This window comes from Streptomyces sp. NPDC048277, from assembly GCF_040652235.1.
Lineage (GTDB): Bacteria > Actinomycetota > Actinomycetes > Streptomycetales > Streptomycetaceae > Streptomyces.
On the sequence record NZ_JBEZLQ010000032.1, the window covers coordinates 106,214 to 128,437 of the forward strand.

The following is a 22,224-nucleotide window of genomic DNA, read 5'->3' on the forward strand; positions in this document are numbered from 1 at the left end:
GACAGAGACCCGTTCGGGAGCCGCGCAACCGGCCGTGGCCCGGTCCACCGCACAAGGGGGACCGGGCCACAGCCCTGTGACGGGCCGAACCGGTGGACGCGCACACGCGTCGCTGGTCGGCACCGGAAGCGATGCGGATCGACGGCGAGGTGAACGAGTGGATCGGTGCCGCGCAGATGTTCGCCGCCCGCATCCAGCAGGATCCGGGCCGGCTGACCCGTGAGCAGTGGCAGGCGGTCGCCGAGGCATGGGCCGCGCTGCTGGCCGCCGCCGGGCGGAGTACCGGCCCGGCCGACGACGAATGGTTCCTCCGGGACCTGTGGCTCAGGTCCTGGCTGCTGCAGAATCTGGGCCCGCGTGAGGATGTCCCCTTGTTCGACCCGGAGTCCGTCCTCGTGCGGGCTTTGGACGCCATGCCGATGAATCCCGGGGAGGCCGCGGCACCGGCCGCGCGCTGGTCCGAGATGGAGCATGCGCAGAAACCGGGGTTCCTGCCACAGGTACGCGAACTCCGGAAGATCCGTCGACTGCTCAACCCCGTGCGCCCGTTGGCTCCGCTTCTCGCCGACCACCCACGGTGGCAGGAGTTCCGGTCCTGGGAGCGGGTGGCCCCGGACCTGCCGTAGTCCGTCGACACGGCGAGGGCGTCCCCCGCACAGCAGGAGGCGCCCTCGGTGTCGTGCAAGGCCCGTTACGGGTGCGTCAGTTGCTTCCGCCGATGTGGTGGACGCGGAGCATGTTGGTGGTGCCCGGGACGCCGGGGGGCGAGCCGGCGGTGATGATGACGGTGTCGCCCGGGTTGAAGCGGTTGATCTTCGCGATCTCCTGGTCGACCATGTCGACCATTTCGTCCGTGCTGTTCACGAACGGCACCACGTGCGACTCCACGCCCCAGCTGAGGGTGAGCTGGTTGCGGGTGTTCTCGTCGGTGGTGAAGGCGATGATCGGCTGCTGCGCGCGGTAGCGGGAGAGACGGCGGGCGGTGTCGCCGGACTGGGTGAAGGCGACCAGGCCGCGGCCGCCGAGGAAGTCGGCGATCTCGCAGGCGGCACGGGCGACCGAACCACCCTGCGTGCGCGGCTTCTTGCCCGGCACCAGCGGCTGCAGGCCCTTGCTCAGCAGCTCCTGCTCGGCCGCCACCACGATCTTCGACATCGTCTTGACGGTCTCGACCGGATAGGCGCCGACGGAGGACTCCGCCGACAGCATGACCGCGTCCGCGCCGTCCAGGATCGCGTTGGCCACGTCGGAGGCCTCGGCGCGGGTCGGACGGGAGTTGGTGATCATCGACTCCATCATCTGGGTCGCCACGATCACCGGCTTGGCGTTGCGCCGGCACAGCTCGATCAGGCGCTTCTGCACCATGGGGACCTTCTCGAGCGGGTATTCGACGGCGAGGTCGCCACGGGCGACCATCACGGCGTCGAACGCCATCACGACGCCCTCCATGTTGTCGACCGCCTGCGGCTTCTCCACCTTGGCGATGACGGGGACCCGGCGGCCCTCCTCGTCCATGACCCGGTGGACGTCGTTGACGTCCTTGGCGTCCCGGACGAAGGACAGCGCGACCATGTCGCAGCCCATGCGCAGCGCGAACCGGAGGTCCTCGATGTCCTTGTCGCTCAGCGCGGGCACGTTGACGGCCGCGCCGGGCAGGTTGATGCCCTTGTGGTCGGAGACGACACCGCCCTCGATGACGATCGTCTTCACCCGCGGGCCCTCGACGTCCAGGACCTTCAGCTCGACGTTGCCGTCGTTGATGAGGATCTGGTCGCCGCGCGAGACATCGCCGGGCAGGCCCTTGTAGGTCGTACCGCAGATGGTCTTGTCGCCCGGGACGTCCTCGGTCGTGATGACGAACTCGTCACCGCGCTCCAGCTCCACCGGGCCCTCGGCGAAGGTCTCCAGACGGATCTTCGGGCCCTGCAGGTCGGCGAGGACGCCGATGGCACGGCCGGTCTCCTTCGAGGCGGCCCGGACGCGGTCGTACCGCCCCTGGTGCTCGGCGTGCGTGCCGTGGCTGAAATTGAACCGGGCCACGTTCATGCCGGCCTCGATCATGGAGACGAGCATCTCGTGGGTGTCGACCGCGGGGCCGAGAGTACAGACGATTTTCGAACGGCGCATGGGGCGATCCTATCGGTTTGTTTCGCTACGGAATATTCCGTCTGGTGGAAGATACAAATGGGCGCTAATGTGCTCAGCTGTTAATTCCGACCGACGCCGACGAGCGCGTACGTCTGCGTGGCGATCTCCAGTTCCTCGTCGGTCGGCACCACGGCGACCGCGACCCGCGCGGCCGCCGGCGATATCAGCCGCGGCTCGTCCGCCCGTACGGCGTTCAGATCCGGGTCCAGGACCAGCCCCAGCCCCTCCAGGCCCGCGATCGCGGCCTCCCGCACCGGAGCCGCGTTCTCGCCGACACCCGCGGTGAAGGCCACCGCGTCCACCCGGCCGAGGACCGCGTAGTAGGCGCCGATGTACTTCTTCAGGCGGTGAATGTAGATGTCGAAGGCGAGCTTCGCGTCCTCTTCGCCCTCGTCGATCCGGCGCCGGATCTCCCGCATGTCGTTGTCACCGCACAGGCCGAACAAACCACTCCTCTTGTTGAGAAGAGTGTCGATCTCATCCATGGACATTCCGCCAACTCGGGCCAAATGGAAAATGACGGCCGGGTCCAGATCGCCGGAACGCGTTCCCATCACGAGCCCCTCCAAAGGCGTCAGCCCCATGGAGGTGTCCACGCACCGGCCGCCCTCGACGGCCGACGCGGACGCCCCGTTGCCCAGGTGCAGCACGATGACGTTCACCTCCTCGGGCGCCTTGCCCAGCAGCCGCGCGGTCTCCCGCGAGACGTACGCGTGCGAGGTGCCGTGGAAGCCGTAGCGGCGGATCCGGTACCGGTCGGCGATCTTCGGGTCGATCGCGTAGCGGGCCGCGGACTCCGGCATCGTCGTGTGGAACGCCGTGTCGAAGACGGCGACCTGCGGCAGGTCCGGGCGCAGCGCCTGCGCGGTACGGATGCCGGTCAGGTTCGCCGGGTTGTGCAGCGGGGCGACCGGGATCAGCCGCTCGATCTCGGCGAGCACCTCGTCATTGATCACCGTCGGCTCGGTGAAGAACATCCCGCCGTGCACCACCCGGTGCCCGATCGCGGCCAGCTCCGGCGAGTCGAGCCCCAGCCCGTCCTTCGCGAGCTCCTCCGCCACCGCCTTCAGGGCCGCCTCGTGGTCGGCGATCGGCCCGTTCTGCTCACGGGTGTCACCGCTGTCGACACAGGTGTGCTTCAGCCGCGAGGTCTGCTCGCCGATCCGCTCGACGAGGCCCACCGCCAGCCGGCTGCTGTCCCGCATGTCCAGCAGTTGGTACTTCACCGACGAGGAGCCGGAGTTGAGGACGAGGACGCGGGAGGGGCTCACTGGGCGGTTGCCTTTTCGCTCGGGTGCTGGGCCTGGATCGCCGTGATGGCGACGGTGTTGACGATGTCCTGGACGAGGGCGCCCCGGGACAGGTCGTTGACGGGCTTGCGCAGCCCCTGCAGCACCGGCCCGACGGCGATCGCGCCGGCCGACCGCTGCACGGCCTTGTAGGTGTTGTTGCCGGTGTTCAGGTCCGGGAAGATCAGCACGCTGGCCTGCCCGGCGACCTCGGAGTCCGGCAGCTTCGTCGCGGCGACGGACGGCTCCACGGCCGCGTCGTACTGGATGGGCCCCTCGATCATCAGGTCGGGCCGCCGCGACCGAGCCAGCTCGGTGGCCTCCCGCACCTTGTCGACGTCCGCGCCCGAACCGGACGTACCCGTCGAGTACGACAGCATCGCGATCCGCGGCTCCACGCCGAACTGCGCGGCGGTGGCGGCGGACTGGATCGCGATGTCGGCGAGCTGCTCGGCGTTCGGGTCCGGGTTGACCGCGCAGTCGCCGTAGACCAGCACCTTGTCGGCGAGGCACATGAAGAACACGGAGGAGACGATCGACGACCCCGGCTTGGTCTTGATGATCTCGAAGGCGGGCCGGATGGTCGCGGCCGTGGAGTGCACCGAACCCGACACCATCCCGTCCGCGAGCCCCTCCTGCACCATCAGGGTGCCGAAGTAGTTGACGTCGGAGACCACGTCGTACGCCAGCTCCACCGTCACGCCCTTGTGGGCGCGGAAGAGGGCGTACTGCTCGGCGAAGCCCTCGCGGAGCTCGGAGGTGGCCGGGTCGATCAGCTGGGCGTCGCCGAGGTCGATGCCGAGGTCGGCGGCCTTCTTGCGGATCTGGTCGACGGGCCCGAGCAGGGTCAGGTCGCAGACACCCCGGCGCAGCAGCACCTCCGCCGCGTGCAGCACGCGCGTCTCGGTGCCCTCCGGCAGCACGACCCTTCGCTTGTCCGACCGCGCCTGCTCCAGCAGCTTGTGCTCGAACATCATCGGGGTGAGCCGGCCGGTGCTCGGTGCCGAGACCCGCTTGTTGAGCCCGGCGGTGTCGACGTACCGCTCGAACAGACCGAGCGCGGTCTCCGCCTTGCGCGGGGTGGCCGCGTTCAGCTTGCCCTCCAGGGAGAACAGCTGGGCGGCGGTCGGGAAGCTGTTGCCGGGCACGGATATCACCGGGGTGCCCGGGGCGAGGCGGGCGGCGAGGGTGAGGATCTCGTCGCTGGGCCGCTCGTTCAGCGTGAGCAGCACGCCGGCTATCGGCGGGGTGCCGGCGCTGTGCGCGGCCAGCGAGCCGACGACCAGGTCGGCGCGGTCGCCGGGGGTCACGACCAGACAGCTGGGGGTCAGTGCGGGAAGGAAGTTCGGCAGCATCGCCCCGCCGAACACGAAGTCCAGCACGTCCCGCGCCAGCCCCGAATCGTCGCCGAGCAGCACCTTCGCGTCGAGCGCGTGCGTGATCTGGGCGACCGTCGGCGCGGACAGCGCGGGCTCGTCCGGCAGCACGTACACCGGTACCGGCAGCCGTCCGTCGATCCGCTCGGCCATCTCGTCGCGGTCCTCGCGGGCGACCCGGTTGGCGACCATCGCCAGCACGTCGCAGCCGAGACCGTCGTACGCCTGGAAGGCGTTCCGCGTCTCCGCGAGCACCGACTCCGTGGTCTGGTTGCGGCCGCCGATCACCGGGATCACCGAGGCGCCGAACTCGTTGGCGAGCCGGGCGTTCAGGGAGAGCTCGTCCGGGAACTGGGTGTCGCCGTAGTCGGTGCCGAGGACCAGGACCACGTCGTAGTCCCGCGCCACCAGGTGGAAGCGGTCGACGAGGGTGGAGACCAGTTCGTCGGCGCCCCGCTCGGCCTGGAGGGCGGACGCCTCGTGGTAGTCCATGCCGTAGACGGTCGCCGGATCCTGGGAGAGGCGGTACCGCGCACGCAACAGCTCGAACAGGCGGTCGGGCCGGTCGTGGACGAGAGGGCGGAAGACGCCGACCCGGTCCACCTGCCGGGTCAGCAGCTCCATCACGCCCAGCTCGACGACCTGACGGCCGTCGCCGCGATCGATCCCGGTCACGTACACGCTGCGCGTCACGTGTGCACCCCGTCCCTGTGAAGTCGTATATGTGCGGTTATCTGCAGTCGCATAAAAATCGCCCACCAAGGTGAGCAGAACCCTCTTGACAGTACCCCCCGTGCCGGATAAGGCGCCCGTCAAGATTTCACCGCCCCCAAAGGGCGTGAAACAATCGGATCGGCTCACAAGTAACGACAGCGAGCAGGAGACACACCACCATGCGCATCGGAGTTCTCACCGCAGGCGGCGACTGCCCCGGCCTGAACGCCGTCATCCGATCGGTGGTACACCGGGCGGTCGCGCAGTACGGCGACGAGGTCATCGGCTTCGAGGACGGCTTCCGGGGACTGCTCGACGGCCACTACCGCACCCTCGATCTCGACGCCGTCAGCGGCATCCTCGCCCGTGGCGGCACCATCCTGGGCTCCTCACGGCTGGAGCGGGACCGCCTGCGCGAGGCCTGCGAGCTGGCCACCGACATGGTGGAGCAGTTCGGCATCGACGCGCTGATCCCGATCGGCGGCGAGGGCACCCTGACGGCGGCCCGCATGCTCTCCGACGCGGGCCTGCCGGTGGTCGGCGTCCCGAAGACGATCGACAACGACATCTCCTCGACGGACCGCACCTTCGGCTTCGACACGGCGGTCGGCGTGGCCACGGAGGCGATGGACCGCCTGAAGACCACCGCCGAGTCCCACCAGCGGGTGATGGTCGTCGAGGTCATGGGCCGGCACGCGGGCTGGATCGCCCTGGAGTCCGGGATGGCCGCCGGTGCCCACGGCATCTGCCTGCCCGAGCGGCCCTTCGACCCCGCCGACCTGGTCAAGATGGTCGAGGAGCGCTTCTCCCGCGGCAAGAAGTTCGCGGTGGTGTGCGTGGCGGAGGGCGCCCATCCCGCCGAGGGCACGATGGACTACGGCAAGGGCGAGATCGACCAGTACGGCCATGAGCGCTTCCAGGGCATCGGTACGGCCCTGGCGTACGAGCTGGAGCGGCGGCTCGGCAAGGAGGCCAAGCCGGTCATCCTCGGACACGTCCAGCGGGGCGGGACGCCTACGGCGTACGACCGGGTGCTGGCGACGCGGTTCGGGTGGCATGCGGTGGAGGCGGCGCACCGGGGTGACTTCGGGAGGATGACGGCGCTGCGGGGGACGGACATCCAGATGGTGCCGCTCGCGGAGGCGGTGACCGAGCTGAAGACGGTGCCGAAGGATCGGATGGACGAGGCCGAGTCCGTCTTCTAGGGCTTGGGTTCGGTCTCGGGCCGCGGGTGGGTGGGGGCTGGTCGCGCCCACGCGGCGGAGCCGCATATGAACACAGCCCCGCGCCCCTTTCAGGGGCGCTGTGCTTCGACTCTGTTCCAGAAGTGGGCGACGATCTGCGCCAGGAAGTCCTCGCCCAGCTTCTGTACCCGGCTCGTCGCCGTGAAGTCGCCCCATGACAGCGTTGTCGCCAGTTCCGCCTGATACGACTCGTGCAGCTCGTCGAGTGCGTGTTCGATGAGTCGCTTGTCCAGGGGGATCAGCTTGCTCACCTGGCGAACGTAGGCATGCCGCCGGGTGGTGGTGACCGCGCTGCGCAGCAGTTCCGCCAGCTTCTCCTCCTTCCCCGTGAGCGTGATGACGTCCGGCAGGGAGAGGCGGAGGAAATCGGCCAGGGTGGCGGTCAGGCGGTCGGTGCCCCGCCACTCCTCGTCCTCCTCCAGCTTCAGGTACGGGAGGAGACCGAGACCGAGGGCCGCCGCCACGTCCTCCGGGGCCAGGCTGCGGGCGATCCGGTGTTCGCGCAAGGTCCGCGGGAGCCCGATCAGTTCGCCCGGGGTACACCACAACACCCCCGCAAGGGCAGTCAGTTCGGGACTGGTGGGAACCAGATCCCCGCCCTCCCAGGCGAGTACGAGATCCTGGGTGGCGTACGGCATGCCGTACGAGGCTTGCAGGTCGTACGCCACATGCTCGGGTCCCATGCCGAGCGCGGCACGGATTCTGCGGGCGGCGGGGGCGTTGAAGGGGGGACCTGGCTGGTTCGGCAGAGCTGGGGGTCGGCGCACAGCCGACACGGTAGGGGTGCGCGCGGGCATTGACTACGGTCCGTTCGGCCAGGAACACGGATTGTGGGAACGGACCGATTCACGGGTCGTGCTTACCTGTTCATCCCTTGACGGCGCCCCCCAGGGCAAATCCGCCGCCCAGCCGGCGCGCGACCAGGACGTACAGCAGGATCACCGGCGTCGAGTAGATGACGGAGAACGCGGCGAGCTGGCCGTAGGCGACCATGCCACGGTTGCCGAAGAAGTCGTTGATGCTGACCGAGGCGGGCATCTGGTCCGGCGAGAGCAGCAGCATGAACGGGACGAAGAAGTTGCCCCACATCATCACGAAGGCGAACACGGTGACGACGGCGAGACCGGGTCCCATCAGCGGAAGGACGATCCGGACCAGCGACTGGGCGGAGTTGGCCCCGTCCGTCCAGGCGGCCTCCTCCAGTTCCTTCGGCACGCCGTCCATGAAGTTCTTCATCAGCCAGATGGCGAAGGGGAGTTGGGAGGCGGCGAAGAACAGGATCGTGCCCTGCATGGTGTCGATGAGGTTGATCCGTACGAACAGCGCGTACACCGGCACCATGATCGCGGTGATCGGCAGGCTCGTCGCGAAGAGGATGGAGAGCAGGAACGGCCGGTTGAGCCGGGAGCGGTAGCGGGAGAGCGGGTAGGCGGCGAGGGCGGCGCAGCCGACGGTCAGCGCCGTGGCACCCCCGCAGAGGACCAGGCTGTTGAGGAGCGGGGTGTAGGTGATGTCCGGGGTGAGGATCGCGTCGAAGTTGCCGAACGTGAAGCCGTCCGGGAGCTTCACACGGAGATCGGCGTGCGGGTCGACGGCGGAGAGCAGCACCCAGGCGAGCGGGAGCACGAAGGCGGCGGCCACGACGAGGAGCCCGAGGTCGGCGGCGAGCCGGCGGGAACGGCGGCGATTTCGGGGCATGGGGGTGCGTCACACCTCCGTACGCAGCAGTCGCATGTAGACGACGGAGAAGAGCGAGCCGACCAGGAGCAGGAGCAGTGCGACGGCTGTCCCGTACCCGATCATGCTGTTCTGGAAGGCCTGTTCGTACATGAAGAGGGGCAGGGTCTGGCTCCTGTCGCCGGGCCCGCCCCGGGTCATCACCCAGATCAGCCCGAAGACGGACAGCGTCTGGAGCGTGTTGAGCATCAGGTTCGTCCCGATGGACCGCCGGATCATCGGCAGCGTGATGTGCCACATCCGGCGCCAGCCGCCGGCGCCGTCGACCTCCGCCGACTCCTCGATCTCGTTCGGTATCTCGTCGAGCGCGGCGGAGTACACGAGCATCGAGAAGGCCGTGCCCCGCCACACGTTGGCGAACGACACCGCCAGGATGGGGAGGGTGAACAGCCAGTTCTGGGAGGGCAGATGGAGGAGGTCCAGGATGGCGTTCAGGGTCCCCTCCCTCCGGAAGAAGGCGTACAGCAGGAACCCGGCGACGACCTCCGGCAGCACCCACGCCGTGATGACGATCCCGCCGGTGAGCGTCCGCACCGGCTTCGACGCCCGCCGCATCAGCGCGGCGAGCGCCAGCCCCAGCGTGTTCTGCCCGAGGAGCGAGGACAGCACGGTGAAGACGAGGGTCAGCCATACGGCGTTCAGGAAGGCGTCGTCATGGAACGCGGTACGGAAGTTGGCGAACCCGACGAAGGAGGCGTGCGCCTGGCCCGTCAGCTGGAGGTCGGTGAAGGCGATGTACGCGCAGTAGACGATCGGCCCGCCGAGGAAGAGCAGCAGCAGGACCAGGGCCGGGGTGAGGGGGAGCGCGCGGACGAGCCGCCGGACGATCACTGGGTGATCACCGGGTGACCACTTGGCCGTCGGTGACGTCCTTGAGCGTCGAGTCGTAGGTGCTCGCCGCCTTGTCCACGGACGCGTCACCGGTCGTCACGCTCTCCATGGCCTCCTGGATGGCGGTGGAGACCTTCGGATAGGCGGGGTAGGCGGGCCGGTAGTGCGTACTGGCGACGAGATCGGTGAAGAACTTGATGCCGGGCTCGGCGGACGCGTACGACGGATCGCTCGCGACGTCCTTGCGCACCGCGATCCCGGCGTTGGCGATGTACCACTTCTCGGCGTTCGCCTTGGTCTGCATGGTCTTGATGAAGTCGAAGGCGAGGCCGGGGTTGCCGGCCTTGGCGGGGACGGCCCAGGTCCAGCCGCCGGACATGCTGACCTTGCCGGGGGCCTGGCCGTGCTGGGTCGGCATGTAGGCGAGCCCGAGGTCCTTGGACCAGTCCGGCCACTCGTGCCCGCTGCCCTTGCCCCACGACTGCGGCAGCCAGGAGCCGTCGAGGTTGATGCCCAGCTTGCCCTGGGGCATCAGCTCACCCCAGACCGTGTTCCGGTAGTTGGGGTCGAGCGCGTCGGAGACGTCCGGGCCGAGCTTGTCCTTGTACACGGTCTCGACGAAGGACAGCGCGTCCTTGAACCCCTGCCCTCCGGCGATCCACTTCTTGCTCGCCTTGTCGTAGAGGGGGTCGCTGGTCCCGTCGTCGGTGCCGTACAGCAGCATCTCGAAGCCCTGCATGCTCGCGGTCTCGCCGGCCGGCTTGCCGGTGTAGACGTTGAGGGGGGTGACGCCGGGGACCTTGGCCTTGATGGTCCGGGCGGCCGCGAGTACGTCGTCCCAGCTCTTCGGCTGCCAGTCGGCAGGCAGCCCGGCCTTCGCGAACACGCGCTTGTCGAACCAGAGGCCGCGGGTGTCGGTGCCGTCCGGTACGCCGTACGTCTTCCCGTCCTCTCCCTTCGCGGCCGTCTTCGCGGTGTCGATGAACTGTCCCCAGTCGTCCCACTTGGCGAGGTAGGAGTCGAGGGGCTTCAGATACCCGCTGGTGATGTCGGAGTTGATGAGGAAGGTGTCCTCGTAGACGAGGTCGGGCGCGGTTCTCGGCGACCGGAGCATCTGCTGGAGCTTGGTGTAGTACTCCGAGTCCGTGGCCTTGATGGGAACGAGCTCGACCTTCTTCCCCGGGTACTCCTTCTCGAACTGCTTCTTGATGTCCGCGAGGTAGTTGTCCGTCACTTTGACGGAGTTGTCCATCGACTGCTTGAAGGACACCTTCACGGTGTCCGGGCTGCTCCCGGACCCGCCGCTGCACGCGGTGAGGGAGGCGGCCGAGGTGACGAGGGCGAGGACAAGGATGCTGACGGCGGTGGGGCGCACGGGCACGACCTCCTCGGGGCGCACTGCGCTGTGGCCTGGGGGTTCGTCTCTCTTGCCGTGTGAAGGTAAGTGGAGTGGTCTAGTCAGGTCAATGAGCGTGCAGAGGATTGGCGAACGACCGGGTCCCTTCCCCTACCGCCGCTCTCCGGTCTGCTTGCCGATGACGGGGCCGTGGAAGGTGCCGCCCCGGAAGTCGATGTGGTCTCCGCCGTACGTCGTTCCGGCGCCCCCGCCGTGACGGGGAGCCCCCTTGGGGTCCGAGCTGCCGCGCGGCCGGTGCTTGCGCAGCACCGCCACCGCCACCGACGCCGCCTGTGCGGCCGCCCGCTGCTGCGAACCCAGCGCGTCGGCCTCGTGCTTGGCCGCGTCGGCGTGGTCGCTGATGCCCCGGATGACGAGGGCGTGGATCTGGCCGTTCAGGTGCGCCGCGTGGACCGCCCCGGCGCCCTCCATCTCGATCGCCGCGGCGTCGTTGTAGTGCCGGCGCAGGTGCTCGGCGATCTCCGATCCGGCATCGGCCAGGACCACGTCCCCGGAGGCGATCGGCTTGAAGTGCGCCCGTACGCCGGACATGTCCCGCACCGCCGAACGCGCCGCGCCCAGCAGTGCGTTCGACACCGGCCAGGCCTCGGGGCGCACCAGGAAGCCGTCCGGGGTCTGCTTGCCGCCGTGGATGCCGTACACCTTCGTGCCGACCACGACGTCCCCGATGCCGATGTCGGCCTTGAGGCTGCCCGCGACTCCGACGAACAGCACGGCCTCGGGCTCGAGCCAGTCGATGATCTGTGTGGTGAGCGCGGCGGCCGTCTTCGCGCCCTCGCCCAGCTCGGCGAGGGCCAGATGCCATTCGGTGCCGGCCGGGCGGCCGTATTCGACCCGGGTTCCGTCGCCGTCGCGGACGAGTTCCTCCCGCTCCGGGAGGTGGGCCCGCACGGCGGCGTACTCCAGCGCGAGCGCGGTCAGGACGACGACGGTGGGGTGTGTCTGCGGCACGCTCTCAAGGTAGTGCCAAGCGCTCTGCTCAGGACGGGAGTTGGTGACCGAGAATGTATGCGACGTTACGGGGAGGGGAATCGCATGCCGGAGCAGGGCGTCACCGTCGGGCAGTTGCTGCTCGCCGAGTACCAGACCGTCAAGGACGAGCAGAAGGCACGGATCGGGTTCCGGGACAACCTGCTGTATGTGACGCTCGGGGTCGTGGCCGCCGTCATCGCGGCGGCGGCGCAGGCGAAGCAGGCGTCGATGCTGCTCGCGCTGCCGCCCGTGTGTGTCGTGCTCGGGTGGACGTACCTGGTCAACGACGAGAAGATCTCGGCGATCGGGTACTACGTGCGGGACGAGCTCGGGCCGCGACTCGCCCAACTAGCCTCTGCCGACGGGGATTTCGCCACCTTCGGCTGGGAGGCCTATCACCGGACCGACGTGCGGCGGCGGTCCCGCAAGGCCATTCAGGCCGTGATCGACCTGACGGCGTTCTGCGCGGTGCCGCTGGCGGCGCTGGTGGTGTTCTGGGCGGGCGGGGACGGGGGCGGGCTGCTCGTCGCCCTGTCGGTGCTGGAGGCGCTCGCGGTGGTCGGGTTCGGGGTGCAGGTGCTGGTGTACACGAGGCCGGCGAGGTCGGCGCCGACTCCCGGCTGACGCCTGCCGCGCGTGCGGTGTGTCGTTGGCGGCCGTTCAGGCGAGGATCCCCCGGTTGCCGGGCGTGTCACCTCCCATCGATTAATCCGATATGAATCATTTATGTCGGTATTTCGATACCACTTACGGGAACGACACTCGCGATCCGCCCGAAGGAGCCTCGATGCGCCTGAGCATCACTCGTATCGCCTCAATTCTCATGGGACTCACCCCCGCCCTTGGCGTCGTTGCGCTGCCCGCCACCGCACAAGCCGCCACACCGGGTCCGGACCTGCTCGGCGTGGCGCAGCCGGCCACGGCGCCCACCGACTCCGTGCTCGGCGCTCCCTCCGCCGAGGCGGGCAGAACCGCTCGTGACACCAGCCGGGCGCTGACCGTGAACGTGACCAGCTGCAGCGAGAGCGACCTGCAAGCCGCGATCGGCGCTGTCGCCACCGTGGGCGGCACGGTCAACCTCAGGCCCGGCTGCACCTACACCCTCACCGACGCCGCACCGCCCAACGACGACAACGGACTGCCGGTCATCACGAGCAACGTCACGATCAACGGAAACGGCGACACCATCACCCGAGCCGCCACCGCGGCCAATTTCCGCTTCTTCGAAATCGACGGCCCCAATGGAAACCTCACTCTCAACATCCTGACCCTCAGCAACGGTCATGCGTCCAGCAGCCTCGGCAACGGCCGGGGCGGTGCCATCTGGCTCAACGGCGGTGGTCCCGCACTGACGCTGAACACCACCACCCTCACCTCCAACACCGCCGACAGCTTCGGTGGGGCCGTCGGCAACGACAACGGCGCGGTGAGCGTCAACAGGAGCACGCTCCGCAACAACACGGCGAGCGCCGGCGGGGCCGTGTTCGTCAGCCCGTTCGGGGGTTCCGGCACGGCGACCTTCGGCGCAAGCACGATCACCGGCAACCACGCAAGGGTCCTGGCCGGCGGGATCGCCGCCGCCGTCGGCACCACGGTGACGCTGACCAGTACCCAGGTCGTCAACAACGACGTCACCGGTACCAACCCGCAGGGCGGCGGCATCGCGCAGGCCGGAACCATGACCCTGATGAGAAGCCTGGTCACCGGCAACACCGCCAGCGGTACCAATGCGCAGGGCGGCGGCATCTTCACCACGGTCGGCACCCTGCGGCTCAGCGACACCCCGGTCTCCCGCAACACGGCGAGCGGCACGAACGCCCGCGGTGGCGGCATCTTCAACACGGGCGGCGGCACGACGGCTCTCACCCGTAGCCCGGTGGGCAGCAACCAGGCGCTGGGATCGGGTGCAACCGCCGGCGGCATCTTCAGAGCCAGCGGCACGGTGACGCTGACCGCCAGTCCCGTCGCCGGTAACCAGCCCAACAACTGTGGCAGCCCCAGCACCGTACCCGGCTGCATCTAGTACGGCGGCACCACGTTCAGGGGCGGTTCGGGTGAGTGCGGCGGGCTGGTCGTCGGGCCGTGTGCTCTCTCCCGGGCCGCCCCCCGATCGTGTGCGGCCGCCGCGGATGCCCGGAGCCGTGGCCGCGGTCTCGGTCGCCCGGCCCTCACCGCCGCCCCCACCGGTAAACCAGCTCCGGCCTCCCGACCTGCCCGTACAACGGGCTCCGTCCGGCCCGGCCCGCCTCCACCAGGTGTTCCAGGTACCGCCGGGCCGTGATCCGGGAGATGCCCACGCTCTCCGCCAGCGCCGCCGCGGTCAGGCCCTCCTCGGCCTCTCGCAACGCGACCGTCACCCGCTCCAGCGTCGGTGCGCTCAGTCCCTTGGGGAGCGCCGCCGGCGACGGCGCCCGGAGCGCCGCGAGCGCCCGGTCCACCTCGTCCTGGCCGCTCGCCTCGCCCACCGCCGCCCGGAACTCCGCGTACCGGGTCAGCCGGTCGCGGAGCGTCGCGAAGGTGAACGGCTTCAGCACGTACTGGACGACCCCCAGCGAGACACCCTCCCGGACCACCGCCAGGTCCCGCGCCGACGTCACCGCTATGACGTCCGCCTGATGCCCCGCCGCCCGCAGCGACCGCGCGAACTGCAGCCCGTGGACATCCGGCAGGTGCAGGTCCAGCAACAGCAGATCCACCGGCGTACGGTCCAGGATCCGCCGCGCCTCCGCCCCCGTGTGCGCCTTCCCCACCGCCACGAACCCCGGCACCCGCCCCACGTACATCACATGCGCGTCCGCGGCCACCGGATCGTCCTCGACGACCAGCACTCTGATCGGCTCACCGCCCATCACACGTCCCCTCCCGCCACCGGCGACCGCAACGGCAACCGCACCTCGAACACCGCCCCGCCCTCCGGCGCCTCCGCCACGGTCAGGGTGCCTTCGAGCCGGGTCACCGCCTGCCGTACCAGGGCGAGTCCCAGCCCCCGCCCGCCCGGACCCGCCGGTTTCGTCGAGTAGCCGCGCTGGAAGACCAGTTCCGCGTGCGCGGGGTCCACCCCCGACCCCGTGTCCGTCACCTTCATCACCAGCTCGGCATCCTCCGCGTACGCGGTCACCGTCACCCGCGCCCCGGCACTTCCCTGAGCCGCGTCCACCGCGTTGTCGATCAGGTTGCCGAGGATGGTCACCAGATCGCGCGCCGACAGGCTCTCCGGTAGCAAACCGTCATCCAGCCGGCTCTCGTCCGAGACCACCAGCTCCACGCCCCGCTCGTTCGCCTGGGCCGTCTTGCCCAGCAGCAGGGCGGCGAGCACCGGTTCGCTGACCGCCGCCACGACCTGGTCGGTGAGCGCCTGGGCCAGTTCCAGTTCCGCCGTCGCGAAGTCGACGGCCTCCGGGGCCCGGCCGAGTTCGATGAGGGACACCACCGTGTGCAGGCGGTTCGCCGCCTCGTGCGCCTGCGAGCGCAACGCCTGCGTGAAGCCCCGCTCGGAGTCCAACTCGCCCATCAGGGACTGGAGTTCGGTGACGTCCCGCAGGGTGGCCACCGTGCCGCGACGCTCACCGCCCGACACCGGCGACGTGTTCACCACCAGCACCCGGTCCGCCGTCAGATGCACCTCGTCCACCCTCGGCTCCGACGCGAGCAGCGCCCCCGTCAACGGCGCCGGCAGCCCCAGCTCGGCCACCGACCGCCCCACCACATCACCCTCCGCCCCGACCCCCAGCAGCTCCCGCCCACCGTCGTTGATCAGCGCCACCCGGAACTGGCCGTCCAGCATCAGCAGCCCCTCGCGCACCGCGTGCAGGGCCGCCTCATGGTAGTCGTGCATCCGGCTCAGCTCCGCGGCGTTCATCCCGTGGGTGTGGCGGCGCAGGCGGGCGTTGACGACGTACGTGCCGATCGCGCCCAGGGCCAGCGCGCCCGCCGCCACCCCCAGCAGCGCCGTCACCTGCTCCTGGACCCGCCGGCTGATCGCCTCCACCTTGATGCCCGCGCTCACCAGGCCGATCACCCGGCCGTTGTCCTCCACCGGGGTCACCGTGCGCACCGACGCGCCCAGGGTCCCCTTGTAGGTCTCGCTGAAGGTGTGGCCGTGCCGGGCCTCGTCGATGTGGCCGAGGTAGCGCCTGCCGATCTGGGTCGGGTCGGGGTGCGTCCAGCGGATGCCGTCCGGGGTCATGATCGTGATGAAGTCGACGCCGGTGTCCCGCATGACCTGGAGGGCGTACGGCTGGAGCAGGGCGCTCGGATCCGACGTGTGGATCGCCGAGCGCACCGACGGCGAGTCCGCCACCGACCGCGCCACCGCGGTCGCCTGCCGGGTCGCCGCCTCCTCCGCCTGGTGGCGGTCGCTGACGTAGGTGAACAGCGCGTACCCGGCCACGACCACCGCTATGAGCACGGCCTGCATGGCGAAGAGCTGGCCGGCGAGGCTGCGGGGGCGGGGGACGGACGGGAAGCGCATGTCAGCAGTGTGCCTCCCGGGTTAAGCATGAACTAAATGAACGGAAGGGTGACCGCTCTCACAGACCGGGAGATAGTCACGGCATCCCCCACAACCCCCGGACGTGAGCCGCACGCCGGTCATACCGACGATGACGTCAAGGAGGCGAGCCGTGACGACGACGCCTACGGCCCCAGCCGCACCCGCCGTGAAGAGAGACCGCACCCACTACCTCTATATCGCGGTGATCGCTGCGGTCGCCCTCGGTATCGCGGTCGGACTCATCTGGCCCGACTTCGGTGTAGAGCTCAAGCCGCTCGGTACCGGGTTCGTCAACCTCATCAAGATGATGATCTCGCCGATCATCTTCTGCACGATCGTGCTCGGCATCGGGTCCGTGCGGAAGGCCGCGAAGGTCGGTGCCGTGGGCGGTATCGCCCTCGGCTACTTCCTCGTCATGTCGCTGGTCGCGCTGTCCATCGGCCTCGTCGTCGGCAACATCCTGCACCCCGGTGACGGGCTGCACCTCACCAACGCCATCAAGGCCTCCGGACACAGCCAGGTGGACTCCGAGGCGCTCGGCCCGGTCGACTTCGTGCTGTCGATCATTCCGACCACCTTCGTCTCGGCCTTCACCGAGGGCCAGGTGCTGCAGACGCTGCTCATCGCGCTGCTCGCGGGCTTCGCGCTGCAGGCCATGGGGTCGGTGGGCCAGCCGGTGCTGCGCGGGGTCGAGCACGTCCAGCGGCTCGTCTTCCGCATCCTGGGCATGATCATGTGGGCCGCGCCGATCGGTGCGTTCGGTGCGATCGCGGCCGTCGTCGGGTCCGCCGGGCTCGACGCGCTCAAGAGTCTCGCCGTGCTGATGCTCGGCTTCTACGTCACCTGTGTGCTCTTCGTCTTCGTGGTCCTCGGCGCGCTGCTGCGGATCGTCGCCGGACTGAACATCTTCAGCCTGTTCAAGTACCTCGCCCGTGAGTTCCTGCTGATCCTGTCCACCTCCTCCTCCGAGTCCGCGCTGCCGCGGCTCATCGCGAAGATGGAGCACCTGGGTGTCAGCCGGGCCGTGGTCGGCATCACCGTCCCGACCGGCTACTCCTTCAACCTCGACGGCACCATGATCTACATGACCATGGCGTCCCTCTACATCGCCGACGCCCTCGGTACGCCGATGTCGGTCGGCGAGCAGATTCCGCTGCTGCTCTTCCTGCTGCTGGCCTCCAAGGGCGCGGCGGGCGTCAGCGGCGCCGGTCTGGCCACGCTGGCCGGCGGTCTGCAGTCGCACAAGCCCGCGCTGGTCGACGGCGTCGGCCTGATCGTCGGCATCGACCGCTTCATGAGCGAGGCCCGCGCCCTGACGAACTTCGCGGGCAACTCCGTCGCCACGGTCCTGATCGGTACCTGGACGAAGGACATCGACAAGGACCGGGTGCAGCGGGTGCTCGCGGGTGAGCTGCCGTTCGACGAGACGACGCTGCTCGATGAGGGCGCGGACGCAAAGCCCGAGCTTCCTGAGCAGCGGGAGGAACTGGCGAAGGCCTGAGCGTCTGCCAGGTCGCCGTGGATGCGCGGCCGCGGGCCGTGTGTGGCTGGTCGCGCAGTTCCCCGCGCCCCTTTCGGGGCGCTGAAATCCGCCGGACGTCCGGCCCGGCCTGAACCCGGGCCGGGCGTTCGGTCACCGCTCTCCGGGCGGCTGAGAACTCCCCCGTTGCTCAGCCGCCCGGAGGCATGTCCACCGCCGGTACCGCTACTCGCTCAACTCGGCCACCAGCTCCGTGGCCCTGGAGGCGGGCACGCCCGCCGCCGTCAGTGCGCTGACCGCGGCCGAGCGGCCCGCCTCCTTCGCGTCCAGCAGGCCGTCGTTCACCGCCTCCATCACCGCGAACAGCAGCTGCTCATGGACGTACGCCAGCGCCGGCGCCGGCAGCGGTGAGCTGAACACGCCCTGGTCCAGGCCGCGTTGGAGGACCGCCTGCTTGTTCGCGCGCAGCGGCGCCAGACGGTCGCGGATGCCCTGCATGGTGACCGTGCGCTGGGCGAGGCCCACCAGCAGCCGGTAGCGGTCGGCGATCTCCCAGATCGCGAGCACCGACCGGGCCACCGCCTCCGCGGGGTCCGCCGTCTCCGTGCGGGACCCCGCGTCCGCGGCCGCCAGCGCCTCCACCGCGCCGTCGACGAGTGTGCCGATCAGCGCCTCGCGGTTGGGGAAGTGGCCGTACACGGTCCGTCGTACGACCCCCGCGGCGCGCGCGATCTGGTCCATCGAGGCGTCGGGGTCGCGCAGCAGCTCGGCGAGGGCGACGTCGAGGATGCGGCGCCGGTTCGCGTCGGCGCGGGAGCCGGCGCCGGTGTTACCCGTGGTCATGGCTGCCATTGTGCCTGCCTGGCGAGCGCGCTCACGTTCTCTCCGCAAGTGCTTCACCTCCTCCATTTGCACACCACTGTGCAGGTGCCTTACATTGCACATGGTTGTGCAATTGCACGCCACTGTGCAAGTATCGATGCGGCTATCCGCGAGGAAGGCGATCCCTGCCATGCGACTCGTCGTCAACGAACCGGTCGAGAGGACGCAGCGGCCGTACCCGCGCCGCTGGTGGGCGCTGCTCGTCCTCTGCCTGAGCCTGCTGATCATCGTGATGGCCAACACCGCCCTCACGGTCGCCGCGCCCGACATGACCACCGACCTGGGGCTCAGCAGCTCCGACCGCTGGGGGCACCTCCCACGCGTTTAGCAGTGGGGGAGGGTCATCGACGGCTACACCGTCCCGTACGCGGCCCTGATGCTGCTGCTCGGCGCGATCGGCGACAAGTACAGCCGCCGGGGGGCGCTCGTCCTGGGCCTGGTCGTGTTCGGGGGCGGGGCCGTCTTCGGGTATCTCGCCGACAGCGCCGCGACCGTGATCGCGGCCCGCGCCGTGATGGGTACCGGCGCCGCCCTGATCATGCCCGCCACCCTCTCCCTGCTCGCCGCGACCTTCCCGCGCGCCGAGCGCGCCAAGGCCATCACCCTGTGGACCGCCACCGCCGGGCTCGCCATCGCCGCCGGACCGGTCGTCGCCGGCGCCCTGCTGCGCGACCACGGCTGGTCCTCGACCTTCCTCATCAACGTGCCGATCGCGGCCGTCGCCATCGTCGCCGCCCTGGTTCTCGTACCGCCGTCCAAGGCCGGTCACCACGACCGCATCGACTACGTCGGCGGGCTGCTGTCGGTGCTCTGGATCGGCTCGCTGGTCTACATGATCGGAGGGCCCCGCCGCACTTCGGGTGGGGCGTGAAGGCCGTCACCGCGGCCGTCGTCGCGGGCGTCGGGCTGGTCGCCTTCGTCCTCTGGGAGCTGCGCCACCCGCGCCCGGTCCTGGACGTCCGCCGCTTCGCCCACCGCCGCTTCGCCGGCTCCAACCTCGCCGTCGCCCTGTTCTTCCTGGCCGTCTTCGGTGCCTTCTACTACCTGACCCAGCACCTCCAGTTCGTCCTCGGCTACGACGCCCTCGGCACCGGCGTGCGCATGCTCCCGCTGGCCGGCGCGGTCTTCGTGGGCTCCGCCCTCACCGGCTGGCTCACCCCGCGCGTCGGCATGAAGTGGACGGTCACCGCGGGCATGGTCGGCGGCACCACCGCGCTGGCCCTGCTGACACAGGTGGACGCCGCGTCCTCGTACGGCGACTTCGTCGCCCCGCTGATCGTCCTCGGCCTCGCCATCGGGCTCGCGCTCTCGCCCTGCACCGACGCGATCATGGGCGCCTTCCCGGAGTCCGAACTGGGCGTCGGCGGCGCCGTGAACGACACCTCGCTGGAGCTCGGCGGCTCCCTCGGCATCGCCCTCCTCGGCTCGCTCCTGTCGACGTCGTACGGCGACCACCTCGCCGACGCCACCAGCGGCAGCAAGCTGCCCGCGAGCACCCTCGCCACCGCCCAGGACTCGGTCGGCGCCGGCTACGCGGTCGCCCAGGGCATCGGTGAGAAGGCGAAGGAGGCCGCGGCCCAGGCCGCCCGGACCACCGACCCGCAGCAGGCGGCCGAGTTGAAGCAGCAGGCCGCCCAACTCGCCACCGGGGCACGGCAGATGGCCGACGCCGTCGGCTCCTCCTTCGCCGACGCCGTGGCGCACACCAGCCTGGTCGGCGCGGTGCTCCTCGGGGTGGGGACCGTGCTGGTCGCGGTGCTGCTGCCGGGGCGGGCGAAGCCGGAAGCGGAGGCTCCGGCCGAGGTGCGGGAGCTGGTGGACGCCGGGGCGCACTGACCCCTCATCCCCGCTTGTCACTCACATCCACTAACGTGCCGTTCCTGTTCAACCGGAACGGCACGTCGGCATGTGGAGGCTCGGGGGATGAAGATCGACTGGGATCGTCGGCACTGCGCGCGCAAGGGGCATGTGACCTATGCCCCGGACGACCCGCGGCTGCGGGTACGGCTGCACGCCCAGACCGCGGTGGGGGATGCCTGGCGCTGTCTGCGCTGCGGCGACTTCGTGCTCGGCGAGCCGCACGGCTCGGGGCCGGCCGCGGACGCCCCGCTGGTGCCGCGCGGGAAGGTGCTGCGGGACCTGTTCATCCTGCGCTTCCTGGCGATCGAGCGGGCCGTGCGCGGGGTGTTCATCGTGCTGGTCGCGGTCGCGGTGTGGAAATTCAGCAACAGCCAGGACGCGGTGCGCCGGCTCTTCAACGAGTATCTGAACACCTTCCGGCCGGTCTTCCGGCACTTCCACTACGACCTCGACCACTCACCGGTCGTCGGCTCCATACAGAAGGCCTTCGGCTACAAGCACTCCACGCTGCTGCTGGTGGCCGGGCTGCTGCTGGCGTACGCGCTGATCGAACTCGTCGAGGCGGTCGGGCTCTGGTACGCCAAGCGCTGGGCGGAGTACCTGACGGTGGTCGCCACCGCCGCCTTCCTGCCGCTGGAGATCTACGAACTCACCGAGAAGGTCAGCTATCTGAAGATCGCGACTCTCGTGCTGAACGTCCTCGCCGTGCTCTACATCGCCCTCGCCAAGCGGCTGTTCGGGCTGCGCGGTGGGCGCAGGGCCTTCGACGAGGAGCGGCACAGCGCCTCCCTGATGGAGGTCGAGGAGTCGGCCGGGGTCCGGCCAGCCTTGCGTTGACGCCGACGTCAACGCCTACGGTCGTATCCATGCGAATCGGCGAGCTGGCCGCACGGGCCGGGACCACCACGCGCACCCTGCGGTACTACGAGGCGCGCGGGCTGCTGCCCGCGCGGCGCTCCGGGAACGGGTACCGGACGTACGACGAGAGTGATCTGAAGCTGCTCACGCAGATCCGGACGCTGCAGGACGTCGGGTTCGAGCTGGAGGAGACCCGGCCGTTCGTGGAGTGTCTGCGGGCCGGGCATCCGGAGGGTGACACCTGCCCGGCCTCGCTCGCGGTCTACCGGCGCAAGCTGGCGGAGCTGGACTCGCTGATCGGCGAGCTGCAGGCCGTGCGGGCGACGGTCGGGGCCCAGCTGGAGCGGGCCGAGCGGGCGCGGGACGAGCTGGCCGCCGAGGCGCTGGTTCCGGGGGGCCCGGAACCGACGTGCGAGCTGGGAAGGGCTTTCGAATGATCAAGGCTTCCGGTGTGGCCGAGGTGACGGACGCGGACTTCGCCGTGGAGGTGATCGGGGCGGAGCTGCCGGTGCTGGTGGAGTTCACCGCCGACTGGTGCCCGCCGTGCCGGCAGATGGGGCCGGTCCTCACGGCCCTCGCGGCGGAGGAGGGCGACCGGCTGAAGGTGGTCCAGTTGGACGTGGACACCAATCCGGAGACGACGAACGCCTACAAGGTGCTGTCCATGCCGACGTTCATGGTCTTCCGGGGCGGCGAGCCGGTGAAGTCGCTGGTGGGCGCCCGGCCCAAGCGGCGGCTGCTGGAGGAGCTGTCCGACGTGCTCGACTGAACCCGGCCGGTCATATGAAGAATCCCCCGAGCAATTGCGCTCGGGGGATTTCTTTGCGTATATTCAAGAGTTCGCAACCCAAAGCCATTGAGTCGCGGAAAAGTTCAGTGAGCACAGTATATCCGGGCGGGAGCGGAATTGTCAAACACCGATTT

The 22,224-nt window shown here is 69.6% G+C and carries 19 protein-coding genes and 1 pseudogene; 9 read left to right on the plus strand and 11 right to left on the minus strand.

Annotated features, from left to right (window positions below; translation table 11 throughout):
• Nucleotides 1-92: 92 nt before the first annotated feature.
• Entirely contained in the window at nucleotides 93-626 is a 534-nt protein-coding gene (locus AB0D85_RS44615) for a hypothetical protein (RefSeq protein WP_362334519.1), read from the plus strand.
• 76 nt (nucleotides 627-702) lie between these two features.
• Here the strand turns inward: AB0D85_RS44615 and pyk are convergent, their stop codons facing one another.
• From pyk to pta, 3 genes are all read right to left on the minus strand, one after another.
• Nucleotides 703-2,127 (minus strand): pyruvate kinase, encoded by a 1,425-nt coding sequence (gene pyk, locus AB0D85_RS44620; RefSeq protein ID WP_362334522.1) that lies wholly within the window; start codon nucleotides 2,125-2,127, stop codon nucleotides 703-705.
• A gap of 80 nt (nucleotides 2,128-2,207) precedes the next feature.
• Nucleotides 2,208-3,419 (minus strand): acetate kinase, encoded by a 1,212-nt coding sequence (locus tag AB0D85_RS44625; RefSeq protein ID WP_362334525.1) that lies wholly within the window; start codon nucleotides 3,417-3,419, stop codon nucleotides 2,208-2,210.
• Nucleotides 3,416-5,506: a phosphate acetyltransferase gene (pta, locus tag AB0D85_RS44630; RefSeq protein WP_362334529.1), complete on the minus strand. Its 2,091-nt coding sequence runs from the start codon at nucleotides 5,504-5,506 to the stop codon at nucleotides 3,416-3,418. The genes AB0D85_RS44625 and pta overlap by 4 nt, the downstream gene beginning before the upstream one ends.
• A gap of 200 nt (nucleotides 5,507-5,706) precedes the next feature.
• Between pta and AB0D85_RS44635 the strand changes: the two genes are divergently transcribed.
• Nucleotides 5,707-6,732, plus strand: a complete 1,026-nt coding sequence (locus AB0D85_RS44635) for an ATP-dependent 6-phosphofructokinase (protein WP_362334532.1) — start codon at nucleotides 5,707-5,709, stop codon at nucleotides 6,730-6,732.
• 89 nt (nucleotides 6,733-6,821) lie between these two features.
• On the opposite strand, the gene AB0D85_RS44640 is transcribed toward AB0D85_RS44635, so the two are convergent.
• From AB0D85_RS44640 to AB0D85_RS44660, 5 genes are all read right to left on the minus strand, one after another.
• Entirely contained in the window at nucleotides 6,822-7,547 is a 726-nt protein-coding gene (locus AB0D85_RS44640; protein ID WP_362334595.1) for an XRE family transcriptional regulator, read from the minus strand.
• A 91-nt stretch (nucleotides 7,548-7,638) separates the two neighbouring features.
• Entirely contained in the window at nucleotides 7,639-8,469 is an 831-nt protein-coding gene (locus tag AB0D85_RS44645; RefSeq protein ID WP_362334535.1) for a carbohydrate ABC transporter permease, read from the minus strand.
• A 9-nt stretch (nucleotides 8,470-8,478) separates the two neighbouring features.
• A complete protein-coding gene (locus AB0D85_RS44650; protein ID WP_362334538.1) occupies nucleotides 8,479-9,339 on the minus strand; it encodes a sugar ABC transporter permease in 861 nt (286 codons plus the stop codon).
• A 7-nt stretch (nucleotides 9,340-9,346) separates the two neighbouring features.
• Entirely contained in the window at nucleotides 9,347-10,714 is a 1,368-nt protein-coding gene (locus AB0D85_RS44655; protein ID WP_362334541.1) for an extracellular solute-binding protein, read from the minus strand.
• A 132-nt stretch (nucleotides 10,715-10,846) separates the two neighbouring features.
• Nucleotides 10,847-11,707 carry a 5'-methylthioadenosine/S-adenosylhomocysteine nucleosidase gene (locus tag AB0D85_RS44660; protein WP_362334544.1) on the minus strand — a complete coding sequence of 287 codons (861 nt, stop codon included), beginning with the start codon at nucleotides 11,705-11,707 and terminating at the stop codon, nucleotides 10,847-10,849.
• A gap of 84 nt (nucleotides 11,708-11,791) precedes the next feature.
• Between AB0D85_RS44660 and AB0D85_RS44665 the strand changes: the two genes are divergently transcribed.
• A complete protein-coding gene (locus AB0D85_RS44665) occupies nucleotides 11,792-12,352 on the plus strand; it encodes a hypothetical protein (protein ID WP_362334547.1) in 561 nt (186 codons plus the stop codon).
• A 163-nt stretch (nucleotides 12,353-12,515) separates the two neighbouring features.
• Nucleotides 12,516-13,751, plus strand: coding sequence for a hypothetical protein (locus tag AB0D85_RS44670; protein WP_362334550.1), 1,236 nt, complete (start codon nucleotides 12,516-12,518; stop codon nucleotides 13,749-13,751).
• 145 nt (nucleotides 13,752-13,896) lie between these two features.
• Here the strand turns inward: AB0D85_RS44670 and AB0D85_RS44675 are convergent, their stop codons facing one another.
• Nucleotides 13,897-14,577: a response regulator gene (locus tag AB0D85_RS44675; RefSeq protein ID WP_362334553.1), complete on the minus strand. Its 681-nt coding sequence runs from the start codon at nucleotides 14,575-14,577 to the stop codon at nucleotides 13,897-13,899.
• Nucleotides 14,577-16,199 (minus strand): sensor histidine kinase, encoded by a 1,623-nt coding sequence (locus AB0D85_RS44680; RefSeq protein WP_362334556.1) that lies wholly within the window; start codon nucleotides 16,197-16,199, stop codon nucleotides 14,577-14,579. Before AB0D85_RS44680 ends, AB0D85_RS44675 begins: the two co-directional genes overlap by 1 nt.
• A gap of 130 nt (nucleotides 16,200-16,329) precedes the next feature.
• On the opposite strand from AB0D85_RS44680, the gene AB0D85_RS44685 reads away from it, so the two are divergent.
• On the plus strand, nucleotides 16,330-17,721 hold the full coding sequence (locus AB0D85_RS44685; protein ID WP_362334559.1) for a cation:dicarboxylase symporter family transporter: 1,392 nt from the start codon (nucleotides 16,330-16,332) through the stop codon (nucleotides 17,719-17,721).
• A 204-nt stretch (nucleotides 17,722-17,925) separates the two neighbouring features.
• Here the strand turns inward: AB0D85_RS44685 and AB0D85_RS44690 are convergent, their stop codons facing one another.
• Complete coding sequence (locus AB0D85_RS44690; protein ID WP_362334562.1) at nucleotides 17,926-18,552, minus strand: TetR/AcrR family transcriptional regulator; 627 nt, start codon at nucleotides 18,550-18,552, stop codon at nucleotides 17,926-17,928.
• Between the two features lie 160 nt (nucleotides 18,553-18,712).
• On the opposite strand from AB0D85_RS44690, the pseudogene AB0D85_RS44695 reads away from it, so the two are divergent.
• The 4 genes and pseudogenes from AB0D85_RS44695 to AB0D85_RS44710 all read left to right on the plus strand — a co-directional run bounded on the left by AB0D85_RS44695 (nucleotide 18,713) and on the right by AB0D85_RS44710 (nucleotide 22,069).
• Nucleotides 18,713-20,418: pseudogene (locus AB0D85_RS44695) on the plus strand (MFS transporter).
• Nucleotides 20,419-20,505: 87 nt separating this feature from the next.
• Nucleotides 20,506-21,279 carry a DUF2127 domain-containing protein gene (locus AB0D85_RS44700; RefSeq protein WP_362334565.1) on the plus strand — a complete coding sequence of 258 codons (774 nt, stop codon included), beginning with the start codon at nucleotides 20,506-20,508 and terminating at the stop codon, nucleotides 21,277-21,279.
• A 29-nt stretch (nucleotides 21,280-21,308) separates the two neighbouring features.
• Nucleotides 21,309-21,737, plus strand: coding sequence for a MerR family transcriptional regulator (locus tag AB0D85_RS44705; protein ID WP_362334568.1), 429 nt, complete (start codon nucleotides 21,309-21,311; stop codon nucleotides 21,735-21,737).
• Nucleotides 21,738-21,751: 14 nt separating this feature from the next.
• On the plus strand, nucleotides 21,752-22,069 hold the full coding sequence (locus AB0D85_RS44710; RefSeq protein WP_362334598.1) for a thioredoxin domain-containing protein: 318 nt from the start codon (nucleotides 21,752-21,754) through the stop codon (nucleotides 22,067-22,069).
• Nucleotides 22,070-22,224 lie beyond the last annotated feature (155 nt).